This window comes from Massilia niastensis DSM 21313 (assembly GCF_000382345.1).
Classification (GTDB): Bacteria; Pseudomonadota; Gammaproteobacteria; order Burkholderiales; family Burkholderiaceae_D; genus Telluria; species Telluria niastensis.
In genome coordinates this window covers 26,988-42,978 of the sequence record NZ_KB908076.1, presented here as the reverse complement: position 1 = coordinate 42,978, position 15,991 = coordinate 26,988, and the positions used below count along the sequence as shown (strand labels likewise).

16 protein-coding genes and 1 pseudogene are annotated in these 15,991 nt (G+C 67.8%); 11 read left to right on the top strand and 6 right to left on the bottom strand.

Annotated features, from left to right (window positions below):
• Positions 1-3: 3 nt before the first annotated feature.
• Positions 4-1,221, bottom strand: coding sequence for an acetyltransferase domain-containing protein (locus H162_RS0100200; RefSeq protein ID WP_020651419.1), 1,218 nt, complete (start codon positions 1,219-1,221; stop codon positions 4-6).
• A 340-nt stretch (positions 1,222-1,561) separates the two neighbouring features.
• Between H162_RS0100200 and H162_RS0100195 the strand changes: the two genes are divergently transcribed.
• From H162_RS0100195 to dmeF, 4 genes and pseudogenes are all read left to right on the top strand, one after another.
• Complete coding sequence (locus H162_RS0100195) at positions 1,562-3,133, top strand: ABC transporter substrate-binding protein (RefSeq protein ID WP_020651418.1); 1,572 nt, start codon at positions 1,562-1,564, stop codon at positions 3,131-3,133.
• Positions 3,134-3,158: 25 nt separating this feature from the next.
• A pseudogene (locus H162_RS35110) lies at positions 3,159-4,136 on the top strand (PepSY-associated TM helix domain-containing protein); the annotation flags it as partial.
• Between the two features lie 33 nt (positions 4,137-4,169).
• On the top strand, positions 4,170-5,126 hold the full coding sequence (locus H162_RS35105) for a PDR/VanB family oxidoreductase (protein ID WP_026354059.1): 957 nt from the start codon (positions 4,170-4,172) through the stop codon (positions 5,124-5,126).
• A 27-nt stretch (positions 5,127-5,153) separates the two neighbouring features.
• Positions 5,154-6,152 (top strand): CDF family Co(II)/Ni(II) efflux transporter DmeF, encoded by a 999-nt coding sequence (gene dmeF / locus H162_RS0100185; protein WP_020651416.1) that lies wholly within the window; start codon positions 5,154-5,156, stop codon positions 6,150-6,152.
• Here the strand turns inward: dmeF and H162_RS0100180 are convergent.
• A complete protein-coding gene (locus H162_RS0100180) occupies positions 6,149-7,504 on the bottom strand; it encodes a hypothetical protein (RefSeq protein WP_020651415.1) in 1,356 nt (451 codons plus the stop codon). The genes dmeF and H162_RS0100180 overlap by 4 nt on opposite strands.
• A gap of 161 nt (positions 7,505-7,665) precedes the next feature.
• Between H162_RS0100180 and H162_RS0100175 the strand changes: the two genes are divergently transcribed.
• The 6 genes from H162_RS0100175 to H162_RS0100150 all read left to right on the top strand — a co-directional run bounded on the left by H162_RS0100175 (position 7,666) and on the right by H162_RS0100150 (position 11,136).
• Complete coding sequence (locus H162_RS0100175) at positions 7,666-8,538, top strand: prepilin peptidase (RefSeq protein WP_020651414.1); 873 nt, start codon at positions 7,666-7,668, stop codon at positions 8,536-8,538.
• Between the two features lies 1 nt (position 8,539).
• The gene (gene coaE / locus H162_RS0100170) at positions 8,540-9,175 is read left to right on the top strand and encodes a dephospho-CoA kinase (RefSeq protein WP_020651413.1); all 636 of its coding nucleotides are present in this window, start codon (positions 8,540-8,542) and stop codon (positions 9,173-9,175) included.
• Positions 9,176-9,253: 78 nt separating this feature from the next.
• Positions 9,254-10,009, top strand: coding sequence for a cell division protein ZapD (gene zapD / locus H162_RS0100165; protein WP_020651412.1), 756 nt, complete (start codon positions 9,254-9,256; stop codon positions 10,007-10,009).
• Positions 10,010-10,028: 19 nt separating this feature from the next.
• Positions 10,029-10,211, top strand: a complete 183-nt coding sequence (yacG, locus tag H162_RS0100160; protein ID WP_020651411.1) for a DNA gyrase inhibitor YacG — start codon at positions 10,029-10,031, stop codon at positions 10,209-10,211.
• Positions 10,212-10,218: 7 nt separating this feature from the next.
• A complete protein-coding gene (gene yidD / locus H162_RS32445) occupies positions 10,219-10,689 on the top strand; it encodes a membrane protein insertion efficiency factor YidD (protein WP_020651410.1) in 471 nt (156 codons plus the stop codon).
• 66 nt (positions 10,690-10,755) lie between these two features.
• Entirely contained in the window at positions 10,756-11,136 is a 381-nt protein-coding gene (locus H162_RS0100150; protein WP_020651409.1) for a tautomerase family protein, read from the top strand.
• A 109-nt stretch (positions 11,137-11,245) separates the two neighbouring features.
• Here the strand turns inward: H162_RS0100150 and H162_RS0100145 are convergent, their stop codons facing one another.
• From H162_RS0100145 to H162_RS0100130, 4 genes are all read right to left on the bottom strand, one after another.
• Positions 11,246-11,680: an NUDIX domain-containing protein gene (locus H162_RS0100145; RefSeq protein WP_020651408.1), complete on the bottom strand. Its 435-nt coding sequence runs from the start codon at positions 11,678-11,680 to the stop codon at positions 11,246-11,248.
• Positions 11,673-12,563 (bottom strand): ATP-binding protein, encoded by an 891-nt coding sequence (locus H162_RS0100140; RefSeq protein ID WP_020651407.1) that lies wholly within the window; start codon positions 12,561-12,563, stop codon positions 11,673-11,675. Before H162_RS0100140 ends, H162_RS0100145 begins: the two co-directional genes overlap by 8 nt.
• A gap of 3 nt (positions 12,564-12,566) precedes the next feature.
• Positions 12,567-13,805 (bottom strand): bifunctional glutamate N-acetyltransferase/amino-acid acetyltransferase ArgJ, encoded by a 1,239-nt coding sequence (argJ, locus tag H162_RS0100135; protein ID WP_020651406.1) that lies wholly within the window; start codon positions 13,803-13,805, stop codon positions 12,567-12,569.
• Between the two features lie 82 nt (positions 13,806-13,887).
• On the bottom strand, positions 13,888-14,520 hold the full coding sequence (locus tag H162_RS0100130; RefSeq protein WP_020651405.1) for a PEP-CTERM sorting domain-containing protein: 633 nt from the start codon (positions 14,518-14,520) through the stop codon (positions 13,888-13,890).
• A gap of 225 nt (positions 14,521-14,745) precedes the next feature.
• Between H162_RS0100130 and H162_RS32440 the strand changes: the two genes are divergently transcribed.
• The gene (locus H162_RS32440; protein ID WP_020651404.1) at positions 14,746-15,930 is read left to right on the top strand and encodes an EAL domain-containing protein; all 1,185 of its coding nucleotides are present in this window, start codon (positions 14,746-14,748) and stop codon (positions 15,928-15,930) included.
• Positions 15,931-15,991: the final 61 nt, after the last annotated feature.

The following is a 15,991-nucleotide window of genomic DNA, read 5'->3' as shown; positions in this document are numbered from 1 at the left end:
CCATCAGAAGTAGCGCACCCAGGCCTGCTTCGAGGTCCGCTTGAAGCGGGCGAAGGCGCGGCAAGGGACGTACAGGACCGGCATCAGGAGCAGCGACACCACCCACACCGGCCAGAGCGCATCGACGCCGAAGCGTTCGCCGTGGTTGGCGCCGAACAGGGCCACCAGGACATGCTGCATCCCCAGCAGCACGTACAGGTGCAGCAGGTAGTAGAACATGGGGGCGCCGCCGAAGGTGGCGCAGGCGCGGGTGAACCAGTTGTCATGCTTCTCGAGCAGCACCATGCACAGCAGGCCGGCGCCGATGGTCATCAGGACGAAGTCCAGCGACGGAGGATACTTGGTGAAGTTGAGGAAGGACATGACGGTCTGGATGCCCGTCGCGCCGCTCACCCACGGTGCGTTTTCGCCGTAGATGTTGAAGCCGCGCAGGACCAGCAGCAGCAGGAGCGCGCCGCCGCCGATCGTGAGCATCAGCCGCTTGCGGCGCGCCGGGTCCATCGCGGCGGCGTACAGCGGACCGCAGACGTAGCCCAGCAGGATCACGCCGATCCAGGGCAGCAGCGGATACGTGACCTTCAGCTTGACCGCGCCTTCGGCGACCAGGAAGCCGCGCTCCAGGAGGATGGTGTAGGCGCCCTGGGCGAAGCTTCCGGGGGTGAAGCTGAGCCCTGCAAGCGCATTGTGGCCGAAGATGATGGCCAGCGACACCGCGCCCAGCAGCGGCAGCGGCAGGCGATGCACCAGGCCCAGCACGATCATGGCCAGGCCGATGACCCAGATCACCTGCAGGTACATCACCGGCTGGGGGAAGGTCCCGGCCCAGGCGAAATTCACCGCCACCAGCTCCAGCACGATCAGCAGCAGGCCGCGCTTGACCAGGAAGCCGGTGGCGTTGCGCGGCCCGGCTGCGGGATGGGCGTACAGCCAGGCCGACAGGCCGGTCAGGAACACGAACATCGGCGCGCAGAAATGCGCCGCCATGCGGGTGAAGAACAGCTCCGGCGCGGTCTGCGCGACGGTCATCGGGTCGGTCACCTGCATGTGCAGGTAGAGCGTTTCGCGGACGTGATCGAACAGCATGATCAGCATGATGAAGCCGCGCATGACATCGATCACGGCGATCCGGGAGCGCACCTGCTGCGCCTGACCGGCCAGGCTGCCGGTCGGGGCGCTCGGGCCGGTCCACACGGACGGGTTATACATATTCGTTTGGTCCATCTGGTCACCTCGCATTCGGATTGATCTCGGGTGGTTCGCTGCTGCCGGCGGGTGCCGGCGACAACGAACGGGCTGCAGAAAATTGTACGGAGCAGCAAGGAATTATTCTGCTTTGTTCGAGGCCGGCGACAACGTTTTGCGGCCGAAGATCGGAGGCGAATAGCATTTTGTATCACGACGCCCGGGGTCAGCAAGCCATGCTGATTCGACATCGCAAAACCGCGCAATGTGCGTATGGCCGCGGCCGAAACGCGACATTCATCGGGTTCCCCTATGGTGTAATGCTGGTGTAACGGGCCATGTCCGAGCCGCCCGTCACACAGCCACAGGATATATTGCGATGACCGATTCCTCCTCCCTGCCTGGCGCCGTCGCGCGCCGCGACGTCCTGCGTGCCCTGCTTGCCGGGGGCATGGCAGCCAGCGCCGGCGGCATCCTCGTCCATCCCGCGTACGCGGCCGCCGCGGCCCAGCCGCGCAGGGGCGGACGGATGACCATCGCAACCCAGTCCAGCTCGAACGCCGACACGCTCGACCCGGCCAAGGCCGCCCTGTCGACCGACTACCTGCGCGTGCACATGTTCTACAACGGCCTGACCACGCTCGACGCCAGCCTGGCGCCGCAGATGGTGCTGGCCGAGGAGATCGCGACCGACGATGCGATCACCTGGACCGTCACCCTGCGCAAGGACATCGTGTTCCACGACGGGAAGCCGCTGACGGCGGCCGACGTGGCCTACTCGCTGAACCGCCACAATATACCGTCAGTGGGTTCCAAGGCCAGCTCGGTGGCCCAGCAATTCGAGTCGGTGAAGGCCACCGGGCCGCTGAGCGTCGAGATCGTCCTCAAGGGAGCGAACGCCGACCTGCCGGTGATCCTGGCAACCCCGCATTTCGTGATCGTCAAGGATGGCACCACCCGCTTCGACACCGCCATCGGCACCGGCGCCTTCCTGTGCAGGGAGTTCACGCCGGGCGTGCGCACGGTCGGCGTGCGCAATCCCGGCTACTGGAAGCCGGGACTGCCTTACCTGGACGAGATTGCGCTGTTCGGCATTCCCGACGAGCCGGCGCGGGTCAACGCCCTGCTGTCGGGCGACGTGGACTGGATCAACGAAGTCAACCCGCGCAGCGCCAGACGCCTGCGCGAGGACCCGCGCACCGCCCTGCTGGAAGCCAAGTCCAGCCTGTACACCGATCTCGTCATCCGCAAGGACCTGGGAATCGGACGCCACCCCGATTTCACCCTGGGCATGAAATACCTGATCGACCGCGAGCAGGTCAAGCGCGCAGCCTTCCGCGGCTATGCCGTTCTCGGCAACGACCAGCCGATCGCGCCGAACAACCGTTTCTACTTCGCCGGACTGCCGCAGCGACCCTACGATCCGGAACGCGCCCGCTTCCACCTCAAGCGGGCCGGCGCGCTGGACCTGGAGCTGCCGGTAGTCTGCTCGGTGGCGGCGACGGGATCGGTCGACATGGCGATGCTGCTGCAGCAATCGGCCTTCAAGGCGGGCCTGAAGCTGAAGGTCAAGCGGGTCTCGGCCGACGGCTACTGGTCGAACCACTGGATGAAGTCTCCCATGGGCTTCGGCAACGTCAACCCGCGGCCCAGCGCCGACATGGTGTTCACCCAGTTCTACAAGTCCGACGCCCCCTGGAATGGCTCGGCCTGGAAGAACGAACGCTTCGACCAGTTGCTGGTGCTGGCCAGGGCCGAGACCGACGACGCCAGGCGCAAGCAGATGTACGCGGACATGCAGGTGCTGGTGCACCAGCACTGTGGCATCGGCATCCCGGTCTTCATCACCATTCTCGAGGGGATCAACAAGCGGATCAAGGGTGCCAGCTCCCATCCGCTCGGATCGTTCATGGGCTACAACTGCCCGGAGCAGGTCTGGGTGGACGCGTAACAGGCGTCCATCGATCGACACCGGCATGATGCGCGCCCCGATGCGGCCTTTGCGGCAGCTGCACCGCTGGACAGGGCTGGCCGGCGGGCTGCTGTTCCTGCTGGTGGCGCTGAGCGGCGCCGCACTGCTGTTCCGGGCCCAGCTCGAGCCGGTCGTGAGCGCCCGGCTGCTGGTGACGCCGCCCTGCCACGCGCCGCTGCCGCTGGACCGCCTGGTCGAGGCGGCGCGCGCAGCACATCCGGATGCCGGAGCGCTGCGCTTCATCCGCCTGTCAGGCGATCCGGCGCGCAGCGCGCGCGTGCGCTTCAGCGATGGCCAGTGGATCCATGTCGACCGCTGCACCGCGCAGGTACTCGGTGCGCAAGCGCTCTACACCGGCCCCGTCGGGACCGTCTCCTGGCTGCATGTCTTCGGCTTCACCGGCAACAGCGAAGGCATGATGCAGGCGGCCGGCCTGGCCTTCCTCTTGCTGGTCCTGGCCGGCGTGGCGCTGTGGCGGCCCGGCCAGCGCTACAGGGGCGGCATGCACTGGCATCGCACCCTCGGTTTCTGCGTCGCGCCGGTCCTCCTGGCCAGCATCCTGAGCGGCTTGCTGCAGGCCTTCTCATGGGGCGCCGCGGGACCGCCTGCGCCGCCCCTTCCGGTCACGCCGGCGGCGGCAAGCGGCCGGCCGACACTGGCCCAGCTCCTGTCCCGGGCCGAGCGCCTGGCGCCGCAGGCCGGCAGGATCCAGATCCGCCTGCCCGCCGGGCCGTCGGAGGCGCTGGGCTTCGAGATGGTCGGCCGCACGGCTGCGCATGCCAACGCCATCGATTACGCCATGTTCGACCCGGCCACCGGGGCGCTGGTCCGGCATGTGCCCTACGCGTCGAACACGGCCGCCCACCGCTTGTACCTGCTGGCGGCGGGCGTCCATTACGGCTGGATCGGCGGGCTGCCCGCGCAGCTGCTGCTGTTCGCGGCGGCGCTGTCGGTGGGGGTGCTGGCCTGGACCGGCACGGCCAGCTGGCTGCGCGCGCGCGGCCGCGAGCGCCAGCTGCGCCGGCAGTCGGCGCGCCTGCGCCTGCGCGTGGCGCGCAAGACGGCCGAGGCCAGCGACATCTGTTCCTTCGAACTGGTCGCGCCCACGGGCGGGCGCCTGCCCCGCTTCGAGGCCGGCGCCCATATCGACGTGCACGTCGCACCCGGCCTGGTGCGCCAGTATTCGCTGTGCAACCACCCGCGCGAGCGGCATCGCTACGTGATCTGCGTACTGCACACCCAGGACTCGCGCGGCGGCTCGCGCGCGATGCACGAACAGGTGCAGGCAGGCGACCTGCTCGAAGTGGGTGTCCCGCGCAACCATTTTCCCCTGTGCCCATCGGCGCGGCGCTCGCTGCTGTTCGCCGGCGGCATCGGCATCACGCCCATCCTCGGCATGGCCGAGCAGCTGGCGAGCAGCGGCGCCGACTTCGAGCTGCACTATGTCGCCCGTTCGCGCGAGCGCGCCGCCTTCGTGGCGCGCCTGCTGGCCTCGCCCTTTGCCGGCCGGGTGCGCCTGCACTTCGGCGGCGCGCGGCGCGAACTCTCCGCGCTGCTGGCCGCCCCGGAGCCCGGCGTCCATGTCTATGCCTGCGGCCCGGCCGGCTTCATGGATGCGGTGCTTGGCGCCGCGCGCGCCGCCGGCTGGGACGACGCCCAGCTGCACCGCGAAGTGTTCGCGGGCGCCACGCCGCAGGCCGGCGGCGAACCGTTCGCGCTGCGCCTCGCGCGCAGTGGCCGTATCATCCAGGTTGGATCCGGAGAAAGCGCGCTCGATGCGCTGCTGGCCGGCGGCGTGCGCATCCGGCATGCCTGCCGCCAGGGCGTGTGCGGAACCTGCCTGACCGGCGTCCTCGCCGGCCGGCCGGAACACCGCGACCACTGCCTGAGCCCTGCAGAACGCGCGCGCAACGACGTGTTCGCGCCATGCTGTTCACGTGCCCGGGACGGCTGCCTGACGCTGGATCTCTGATACCCAACCTGACGACATAGGAAACGCATGAGCAATACCGAACGACTCGACGACACGATCTCGGGCTGGACCCACGAGCACGTGTTCGACACCAGCAACCAGGCGGCCGAACGGGGTACGCGCCTGGTCATGTGGATCACCGCGGTCATGATGACCGTCGAAATCGCCACCGGCTGGCTGTTCAATTCGATGGCCCTGCTGGCCGACGGCTGGCACATGAGCTCCCACGCCCTGGCCATCGGCCTGAGCGCCTTCGCCTATTCCGCGGCCCGCAAATATGCCCGCGACACGCGCTTCGCCTTCGGCACCTGGAAAATCGAGATCCTGGCCGGCTACACCAGCGCCGTCTTCCTGCTGGGTATCGCGGGGCTGATGGCGTTCAGCTCCGTGGAGCGCATCTTCTCGCCGCAGCCCATCCATTATCGGGAAGCCATCGTCATCGCGGTGCTCGGCCTGGCCGTGAACGTCGTCTGCGCGCTCATCCTCGGCAAGGCCCACCACCACGACCACCATGGCCACCATGGGCACCATGGGCACGATCACCATCACCATCACCACCCTCACGCCGGCGAGGCGCATGGCGAGCATCACCACGACCTGAACCTCAAGGCGGCCTATGTGCACGTGGTCGCCGATGCGGCGACCTCGCTGCTCGCCGTCGCCGCCCTGGCGGGCGGCTGGCTGCTTGGCTGGACCTGGCTCGACCCGTTCATGGGCATCGTCGGCGCGGTCCTGGTCGCCGTATGGGCAAGGAAGCTGATCGTCGAGACCGGCAAGGTATTGCTGGACCGCGAAATGGACGCCCCGGTGGTCGAGGAAATCCGCGAAGTGGTGGAAGGCGACGCTTGCACCCGGATCGCGGACCTGCACGTCTGGCGCGTCGGCCGGCAGTCGTATTCCTGCGCCCTGAGCGTCGTGACGCGCGACCCCGACCTCACGGCCACGCAGCTGCGCCAGCGGCTGTCGGTGCACGAGGAAATCGTGCACTCGACGATCGAGATCCATCACCGGCAGATCGGGCGCTAGCGCAGGCCGCGCGCCAGCTTTCCCAGCAGCGCGCGCAACAGGACGCCGCCCATCGCCAGCGGCCGGCGCCGGTCCTGGCCGCGGCGCGCCATGCGTTGCGGCAGGAAGAAGCGCCCGAACACCGTGAGCCCGTTGGCACGCACCACCCAGAAACATCCTCCCGCATGGGTCGACTCGAAACCCTGGTCGCTGCGCAACAGGCAGAGCGCGGTGCCCGAACACATCGCCAGGTGCGCAGGCGCGTCGCGTGCAAGGGTGCGCAGGCCATGCCGGTATGACAACTCCACGATCTGGCGCAGGTCAGGCAGGTGCAGCACCAGGGGACGCAGCAGGCGCAGCATTTCCAGGAGGCGCGGCAGGCCATGCAGGGCGCCGCCCACGCGCAGGCGGTACTTCAGGAAGGCATTCTTCAGCTCCGCCAGCGGCGCCTGCGGCGGACGCGGCAGCGGCGCCGGACTGGCGCTCCAGCAGTGCATCCAGTGCGCCAGCGCCTGCTCGCCCTGGCTGGCCAGGCTGGCGGCGCTGTCGCGTTCGAGGTCGATCTGCGCGCCCGGCTGCAAAAAGCGCAGGACGCCGCGCCAGGCGTCCAGGCGCGGTGCCTCCGCCACCGCGGCCGGACTGCGGCGTCCTTCATTCAGCCAGCCGTTGTCGGCGCGGCCGAAGCGGGCGAACGAGGCGATCGGCACGATCAGGCGCGGATCGAATACCTCGGCCTGGACTGCCAGCCTGTCGATGCCGCGCGCGGCTGCGCTTTCGCGCGGCAGCGGCTGGTCGGGGTTGCCGCACCAGTCCATCGGGGCAAAGCCGGTCAGGAGCAGGTCGATGCGCGGCGCCGCGCGCACCAGGCGCTCATGGGCGGCGCTGCATGCGGCGCGCCCGGCCAGCGCCCGCTCTCCCGTACACAGGATGCTGCGCCGCCCGCACCGGAGCAGGAAATACGCCTCCCCGGCGCCGGAGAACGCCGTGATGCGCAGGTCGCCCGCCAGCGCCACCGGCTGCCCGTCCGCGCATTCGGCCACGGCCAGCCGGTGGCGGCGCAGCTCCTCGACCAGCGCCCAGTCGCGCCCCTGCCGGTAGAGAAAGGTGGCGATGCCGCGGAACTCGGAGCGGAAACGGCGCAGGAAGGCCGTGGGCAGGCGGTCCGGCCGGGCGCTGGAGCACCAGACGAATACCGGCAGGCCGCACCCGTTCAGCTCCGCGATCAGCGCGGCGCTGCTGGTCGATTCGTCGAGCAGGCGCCAGGCGTCGTCGTGCGCGCTGCCCTCGATCCAGGGATCGGCCAGCAGCAGCGCATGCCCGGTGCGCACCATGAAACATGCATGGTTGAGGAAGGTGAAGATCGGCGCCGCCATGGTGGACCTCGTCAGTCAGCCATCCTCCAGCGTAGCCGCGCGCCGCCGGGCGCCCATGATCCGCCACAATCGGGGCGCGCAGGTCCCGCCAGGCTTCGCCAAATGACGGAAAACCCCTACAATAAGGTTGATGTAAGGAATCACTTATTAACGGACTCAACATGCCTGTGGAATCATTCCTGTTTGCGCCCCCGGCCACCCTCGGCGCCGCCCTGGTCGCCGCCCTGTTCGGACTGCTCGTCGGCAGCTTCCTGAACGTGGTCATCTACCGGATCCCGAAGATGATGCAGCTCGAGTCCGACAACTACGTGGCGCAGGAAAGCGGCAGGGAGCCGCCCCACACCGGACGCTTCAACCTGATGGTGCCGAGGTCGGCCTGCCCGCACTGCGGCCACCAGATCACGGCCATGGAGAATATCCCGGTCATCAGCTGGCTGGTCCTGCGCGGCAAGTGCCGCTCCTGCAAGGCGCCGATCCCGGTGCGCTATCCGGCCGTCGAGCTGTTCACCGCCATCGTCGCGGGCCTGCTGGTCTGGACCTTCGGCAGCGGCGTCATGGGCCTGGCGACCCTGCTGTTCGCCTTCCTGCTGATCGCGATGACCTTCATCGACTTCGACACCCAGCTGCTGCCGGACGACCTGACCTATCCGCTGCTGTGGGCCGGCCTGCTGGTCAACCTGAACGGCACCTTCGTGCCGCTGCAGGACGCCGTGATCGGCGCCGCCGCCGGCTACCTGGTGCTGTGGGCGGTCTACTGGCTGTTCAAGCTCGTCACCGGCAAGGAAGGCATGGGCTACGGCGACTTCAAGCTGCTGGCGGCCCTCGGCGCCTGGCTGGGCTGGGCGATGCTGCCGACCGTGATCCTGCTGTCCTCGGTGGTCGGCGCGATCGTCGGCATCAGCCTGATCGTGTTCGCCAAACGCGGCCGCGACAAGCCGATTCCCTTCGGTCCCTACCTGGCCGCGGCCGGACTGATCGCCCTGGTCTGGGGCGAGCAGCTGGGCCGCTTCACCCAGAACCTGCTGGCCGCCTGACATGGCGACCCGGCCGCAACTGGCATTCTCCATCGGCCTCACCGGCGGCATCGGCTGCGGCAAGAGCACCGTGGCCGACATGTTCGCCGCACTGGGCGCCTCGATCGTCGACACCGACCTGATCGCGCACTCCCTCACCGCGCCGCACGGCGCCGCGATGCCGGCCCTGCTGGCCGAATTCGGCGCCGATTTCGCCACCCCCGACGGGGCGCTCGACCGCGCGAAGATGCGCGCCCTGGTGTTCTCCGACGCCGGCGCGCGCGCCCGGCTGGAAGCCATCCTGCACCCGCGCATCCGCGACGCCACCGCCGCCGCCGCGGCGATCGCCACCGGACCCTACGTGATCTTCGTGGTGCCCCTCCTGATTGAATCGGGAACGTGGCGCGAGCGGGTCAGCCGCGTGCTGGCCATCGACTGCTCCGAGGAGACCCAGGTGGCGCGCGTCATGACCCGCAGCGCCCTGGCGGCCGACCAGGTGCGCGCCATCATGGCGACCCAGGTGACGCGCGCGCAAAGGCTGGCGGCGGCCGACGACGTGATCGTCAACGACGATGGGCTGGAGGCGCTGCGGCCCCAGGTCGAGCGCCTTCACGCCCTATATATTGCCAAAGCGACAGATCGTGACAAACAAGAGTGATGCAGCGTTTGTAATTTTGCGCAGCATGGTTCAGAATCACGGAGTTGCTCCCCAGCCTACATTCAGAGGAATGTCATTTTGATCGTCTACGAATATCCTTTCAACGAGCGGATTCGCACGTTGTTGCGGCTGGAGGACCTGTACGAGAAATTCAAGTTCTTTGTTCATCAGGAACACCCGATGCAGCACCACGTGGCCCTGGCCACGATCTTCGACATGCTCGAAGTGGCTGGCCGCGCCGACCTGAAATCGGACCTGCTGCAGGAACTCGAGCGCCAGAAGCAGAGCCTGCTGGCCTATCGCAGCAACCCGGCGGTCGCCGCCGAGATGCTCGACGCCGTGCTGGGCGAACTGGACCAGGTCAGCAGCGCCCTGGTGGCGAGCCAGGGCAAGACCGGCCAGAACGTGCGCGACAACGAATGGCTGATGAGCATCCGCGGCCGCACCATCATCCCGGGCGGCGCCTGCGAATTCGATCTTCCCTCATACTATGCCTGGCAGCGGCGTCCGGCCGAACAGCGCCATGCCGACATCATGACCTGGTTCGCGCCGCTGGCGCCGCTGTTCGATGCGCTGTCGCTGGTGCTGCGCCTGCTGCGCGACTCCGGCGGTCCGGTCAAGATGATCGCCGTCTCGGGCAGCTACCAGCAGATGTTGCAGGGCAAGGTATACCAGATGCTGCGCCTCACCCTCGACGACTCGCAGGGCGTGATCCCAGAGATTTCGGCCAACAAGTACATGCTGTGGGTACGCTTCACCACCCAGGGCGGCGACCTGAAGCCGAAGCCCCTGGAAGTCGACGTGCCCTTCGACCTGACCCTGTGTAATTTTTAATTTTTTATATTAATTGTCGATGACTGTCGTTTCCTGTCCCACCTGCGGCAAGAAGGTCGAATGGACCGCGGAAAACAAATTCCGCCCGTTCTGCTCCGAGCGCTGCAAGCAGATCGACCTGGGCGCCTGGGCCGAAGAGAAGTACACGATCCCCGGCGGCCCACCGACCGATCCGCAAGACGTCCCGCCTTCCGGGCAATGACGCCCTGATGCGCGCGGGTCCTTCCTTTACCGCGCGCCTGGCGCTGCGGGCGATCCGCCTGTACCAGCGCCACCTATCCCCCCGCAAGGGTTTTTCCTGCGCCTACCGGGCCGCCACCGGCGCTGACGGCTGCTCGGCCTTCGGCCATCGCGCCATCGCGCGCAACGGGATCGCGCTTGGCCTGCCGCTGCTGCGCCGGCGCCTGCGGCGCTGCGGCGAGACCCACCGCGCGCTGGCGGCGGCGCGCAATCCGGTCCTGTATCGCCAGCGCGGCGAATGCGACCTCCTGCCCTGCGACGGCGGATGCGGCGGCTCCCCGCGCGCCCGCAACTGCCTGTGCGACCTCGGATGCAATGCCGCCGGCGAATACGCCTGCAACAAGCTGGACCGCTGGCTGACGCGCTGGCTGCGCGGCTGGGGCGAAGCGCGCGAACGCGAGCGCGAACGGCGGGGCGGCGCGGGGCCGGGGCGCTCCTAGGCCGGCGGCGGCTGGACGCCCGACGCGCTACACTGTTCCCGAGTCCTCATCTGCGAAAGGAAGGCCATGCCCCTCGTCACCCTCACCGTCCGCAAACCCAAGACCGAGGCCTTCAAGACGGCCGTGCTCGACGCTGTCCACCATGCGCTGGTGGCGGTCGGCGTGCCGCCCACCGACAAATTCCAGCGCGTGCTGGAACTCGACGCCGCCGATTTCCGCTTCGACGCGGACTATCCCGACCTGCATGCGCCGCGCAACGGGGACTTCGTGCTGGTCGAGGTGCTGTGGTCGGTCGGACGCAGCGTCAAGGTGAAGAAGAAATTCCTCGACGAGATGATGGCGAAGCTGCGCGGCGCGGGGCTGGATCCCGAGAACGTGATGCTGGTCTTCAAGGAGACCAGCTGGGAGAACTGGTCGTTCGGCGGCGGGCGGCTGCTGCATACCTAGGCTTGTAGGGTGGGCGGGTTTCCCGCCCACGCGTTCAAATCACAGGCGCGTCGTGGCAACGCATTCTGTAGTTGGACGCGTGGGCGGCATAGCCGCCCACGCTACTGCTTTAACTGGGCTGCGCGTAGCGCACCCGGTCGAGCCATTCGAGCAGCGGGATGGTGGCCGGCAGCAGCGGGCTCACGCCGAACGCGCCCTGCCACGCGAAGGCCTGGCCTTCCAGGCTTTGCGGTTCGCCGCGCCATGCGCGGCAGATATAGAAGTACAGGCGCACGTGGGCGTGCTCGTACACGTGCTCGACGCAGCACCAGGGCTCGCCGCTGAGGACCTCGATGCCGAGCTCCTCCACGAACTCGCGCTGCAGCGCCACGAAGATGTCCTCGCCCGGCTCGACCTTCCCGCCCGGGAATTCCCAGTAGCCGGCATAGGGCTTGCCCGCGGGGCGCTGGCCGAGCAGCACGTCGCCGTCGGGACGCATCAGGATGCCGACCGCGACGTCGATGGGCCGGGCCGCGTCCGGCCGGATGTGGATCGCTTCAGGCATGCGTTTCACCGTCCGGCAGCCTGCCGGCATAGTCCTTCGCGAACTGCCAGGCCACCCGGCCCGAGCGCGAGCCGCGCTGCAGCGCCCATTGCAGGGCCTCGGTGCGCGCGGCCAGGGCCTGCTCGGGGGTGCAGCCGAAGCTGGCCAGCCAGTGGCCGACGATCTCGAGGTAGTCGTCCTGGCGGAACGGGTAGAACGACAGCCACAGGCCGAAGCGCTCCGACAGCGAGATCTTTTCCTCGACCGTCTCGCCCGGGTGCAGGTCGCCGTCCTCGCCATGGCGGTAGCTGGCGTTGTCCGACATTTTCTCGGGCATCAGGTGGCGCCGGTTCGAGGTGGCGTAGATCAGCACGTTGTCCGACTGCGCCGTGATGCTGCCGTCGAGCGCCACCTTGAGCGCCTTGTAGCCCGCCTCCCCTTCCTCGAACGACAGGTCGTCGCAGAAGATCACGAAGCGCTCGGGCCGGCCGGCCACCAGGTCGACGATGTCGGGCAGGTCGGACAGGTCCTCCTTGTCGACTTCGATCAGGCGCAGGCCCTGGTCGGCAAAGCCGTTCAGGCAAGCCTTGATCAGGGACGACTTGCCGGTGCCGCGCGCGCCGGTCAGCAGCACGTTGTTGGCCGGGCGGCGCGCCACGAACTGGCGCGTGTTCTGCTCGATCTGGCGCTTTTGCAGCTCGACGTGGTGCAGGTCGTCGAAGCGGATGGTCGAGGCGTGCAGCACCGGCTGCAGGTACTTGCCCCCGCCGCTCGGGCGCTTGCGCCAGCGGAAGGCGAAGCTGCGCTTCCAGTCGGGCTCGCGCGGCGTCGGCGGCGGCAGCATCCCCTCCACCCGCGCCAGCAGGGCTTCGGCGCGGTGCAGGAACTGTTCCAGTTGCGTCATCGGTCAGGAACGGTAGTCGGCGTTGATCGACACGTAGTCGTGCGACAGGTCGCAGGTCCAGACCGTGGCGGCGGCCTCGCCGCGCGCCAGGGTGACGCGCACCGTGATCTCGGACTGCTTCATCACGCGCTGGCCGTCTTCTTCCTTGTAGTCCGGATTGCGGCCGCCGCTCTTGGCGACCCAGACGTCGTCCAGGTACAGGTCGAGCTTGGTGACATCGAGGTCGTCCACGCCGGCGTAGCCGACCGCCGCCAGGATGCGGCCCAGGTTCGGGTCGGAAGCGAAGAAGGCGGTCTTGACCAGCGGCGAGTGCGCGATCGCGTAGGCGATCTTGCGGCATTCGGCCAGGTCGCGGCCCTGCTCCACGGTGATGGTCATGAACTTGGTCGCGCCTTCGCCGTCGCGGATGATCTGCTGCGCCAGGTTGCGCGAGATCTCGGTCACGGCTTCCTTCAGGGCTTCGTAGTCGGCGCCGCTGGCGGCGTCGATCTGCAGGCTGCCGGCGCCGGTGGCGATCAGCATGAAGGAATCGTTGGTCGAGGTGTCGCCGTCGATGGTGATGCTGTTGAACGAGTGGTCGGCGGCGTGCTTCACGAGTTCGTCCAGCACCGGCTGGGCCACCCTGGCGTCGAATGCCACGTAGCCGAGCATGGTCGCCATGTTCGGCTTGATCATGCCGGCGCCCTTGCTGATGCCGGTCAGGGTGACCGTGTGGCCGCCGATGGTGACGCTGCGCGAGGCCGCCTTCGGCTGGGTGTCGGTGGTCATGATCGCCTCGGCGGCGTTGAACCAGTTGTCCGCCTTCAGGTTGGCGACCGCGGCCGGCAGGCCGGCGACGATCTTCTGGAGCGGCAGCGGCTCGAGGATCACGCCGGTGGAAAACGGCAGCACCTGCTGCGCGTCGAGGCCGAGCAGGCGCGCCACTTCGGCGCAGGTGGCCTGGGCGTTGGCCAGGCCCGGCTCGCCGGTGCCCGCGTTGGCGTTGCCGGTATTGATCACCAGCGCGCGGATCGGCGCGCCGCCGCCCTTGGCCGCCTCGAGGTTGGCCTTGCTGACCTGGACCGGCGCGGCGCAGAAGCGGTTCAGCGTGAACACGCCCGACACCGTGGCGCCTTCGGCCAGCTTCATGACCAGCAGGTCCTTGCGGTTGGGCTTCTTGATGCCGGCTTCTGCGAAGCCGATGTCAATGCCGTTCACGGGTTTCAGGTCGGCTGCGACGGGCAGGGGGGAATTGACGGCCATGGCGATCTCGTTGGAAAAATGTTCGAATCCGCTATTGTACCGCCAGCCGCCGCCGATGCGAGCCGCATTGGCGGCGCGCCGGTCAGCGCGCCGCGCCGGCGTGGCGCCGCCTGCGCATCATGGCCATCGCCAGCGCTCCCAGGGAGAGCGTGGCCAGCGTGCCGGGCTCCGGCGCCTGGCCGACCAGGTCCAGTTCGTTGTCGTCGAAGAAGGCATCCAGGTCGCGGCCGAAATGGCGCACGAAGTGCATGGTGTAGTCGACCGAGAACGCGCTCAGGGGCACATCGAAGAAGCCCTCGTACTGCTTCCACACGCCGCGATGGGCGTCGATGACGCTGGTGAGCGCAGTGCCGATCACGCTGCCGTCACTGGCGCGGTAGGTCAGCGAGACATAGCCGTTGTCGCTCGGCTTGCCCTGGTTTAGGCCCTGCTCCCAGAACGACACGCGCAGCTGGCGGGCGCTGCCGGCCCCCGCCAGGGCCACGTTCTGGGTCAGCGTCCCGAACGCGCCGCGATGTCCGAGGAACATGAAGTCGCCGCTGTGCGGATCGATGCCGGGATCGAAGCTGCCATCGTCGATCCTCGGGTTCGACTCGCCGCCGATCGTCCAGCCCGCCAGCGTCCCTGTTTCGGCTCCTCCATTGATCAGCAGGGAGGCCTGGCAGGTGGTGGCAACACACAGCGACGCGGCAAGGAGCGCGAGTTTCGAACGCATGGGAACTCCGGAAAGAAAAGATGACAGTGGCAAAGGGCGCGACAGTAGCAGTTTTTCAATGCCGGGGCAATTCCGGCTGTGTTAAAAATGAAACACCCACACCCGCTGCCGCCCCTCTGCACCCGGCATCCGGACCTTGTCGATACCAATTGTTACCCATGGTTTCTTGACATTTTTTTATCCTCACCTAACGTGAAGGTATCGCCTTCCGCGAGGTGCATCATCATGGTCACTCCACAGGAAATTGAAACAGCCCTGGGCGAACACCAGTTCTGCCTGTTCTACCAGCCGAAGTTCTCGCTGCGGCACCCCGGCGTCGAAGGCTGCGAAGCCCTGTTGCGCTGGCGGCATCCCGATGGCTCGATGGTGCCGCCTGGCGCCTTCATCGGCGTCGCCGAACGCGCCGGGCTGCTCCCGAAGATCACCTCGCACATCGTGCCGCTGCTGTTCAACGACATGGAGACCCTGGGCAAGACGCCCTACTGCCCGGTCTCCTTCAATGCGACGGCCAGCGACTTCCGCGACGACCACCTGGTCGGCATGATCCTCGACGAGATCGGCGCCACCGGCGTCAAGCCGGAGCAGCTGGAAGTCGAGATCACCGAGAACGAGGCGCTGCAAAGCGGCAAGCAGGTCCAGGAAAACGTCCAGCACCTGCGCGACGCCGGCCTGGGGCTGGCGATGGACGATTTCGGCACCGGCTACTCCTCGGTCGACACCCTCTCCCGCTGGCCGTTCTCGACCATCAAGATCGACCAGGGCCTGATCGGGCGCATGCTGGAATCCGAGAAGAGCGCCCATATCGTGCGCTCGGCGATCCGGCTGGCGCACGAACTCGACATCGACCTGGTGGCCGAGGGCGTCGAGAAGGAGGCGCAATACCACTTCCTGCTCGAGGCGGGCGCTTCCAAGGTGCAGGGCTACCTGATCAGCCGCCCGCTGGGGCTGCAGGACCTGATGGGACAGAGCCAGTTCACCGGCTGCCCGGTGTCGATGGCGGTCGGCACCATCCACATGGCGATCATGGACCATATCCAGTGGCGCAAGCGGATGGTGAGCTTCGCGGTGCGTTCCGCGATGCTGCCGCCGGATGCGCCGTCGCGCATGCTGGCCGACCACCCGATCCTGTCCAGCAGCAAGTGCGCGATCGGCCGCTGGTACCGCGGCGACGGCCAGGCGCTGGCCTACCTGCCCGATTTCCAGCGCTCGGACGGCGCCCACGAACGCCTGCATGCGATCGGCGCCATCATCGTCGACCGGGTGCGCAATGGCGCCGACCTGTCCGCCGTCATGGTGCTGCTGGACGAACTCCAGCTGGCCTCGATCGACATGCTGGGCAGCCTGATGAAGCTCGAGAACCATGCGCTGATCGCGATCTACGGTCCCAAGTGCATGACGCCGGTGCAGTGATGCGCGTCCAGGCGTAAAAAAAACGGCCGGATCGCTCCGGCCGTTTTCCTGGCTGTGCAGA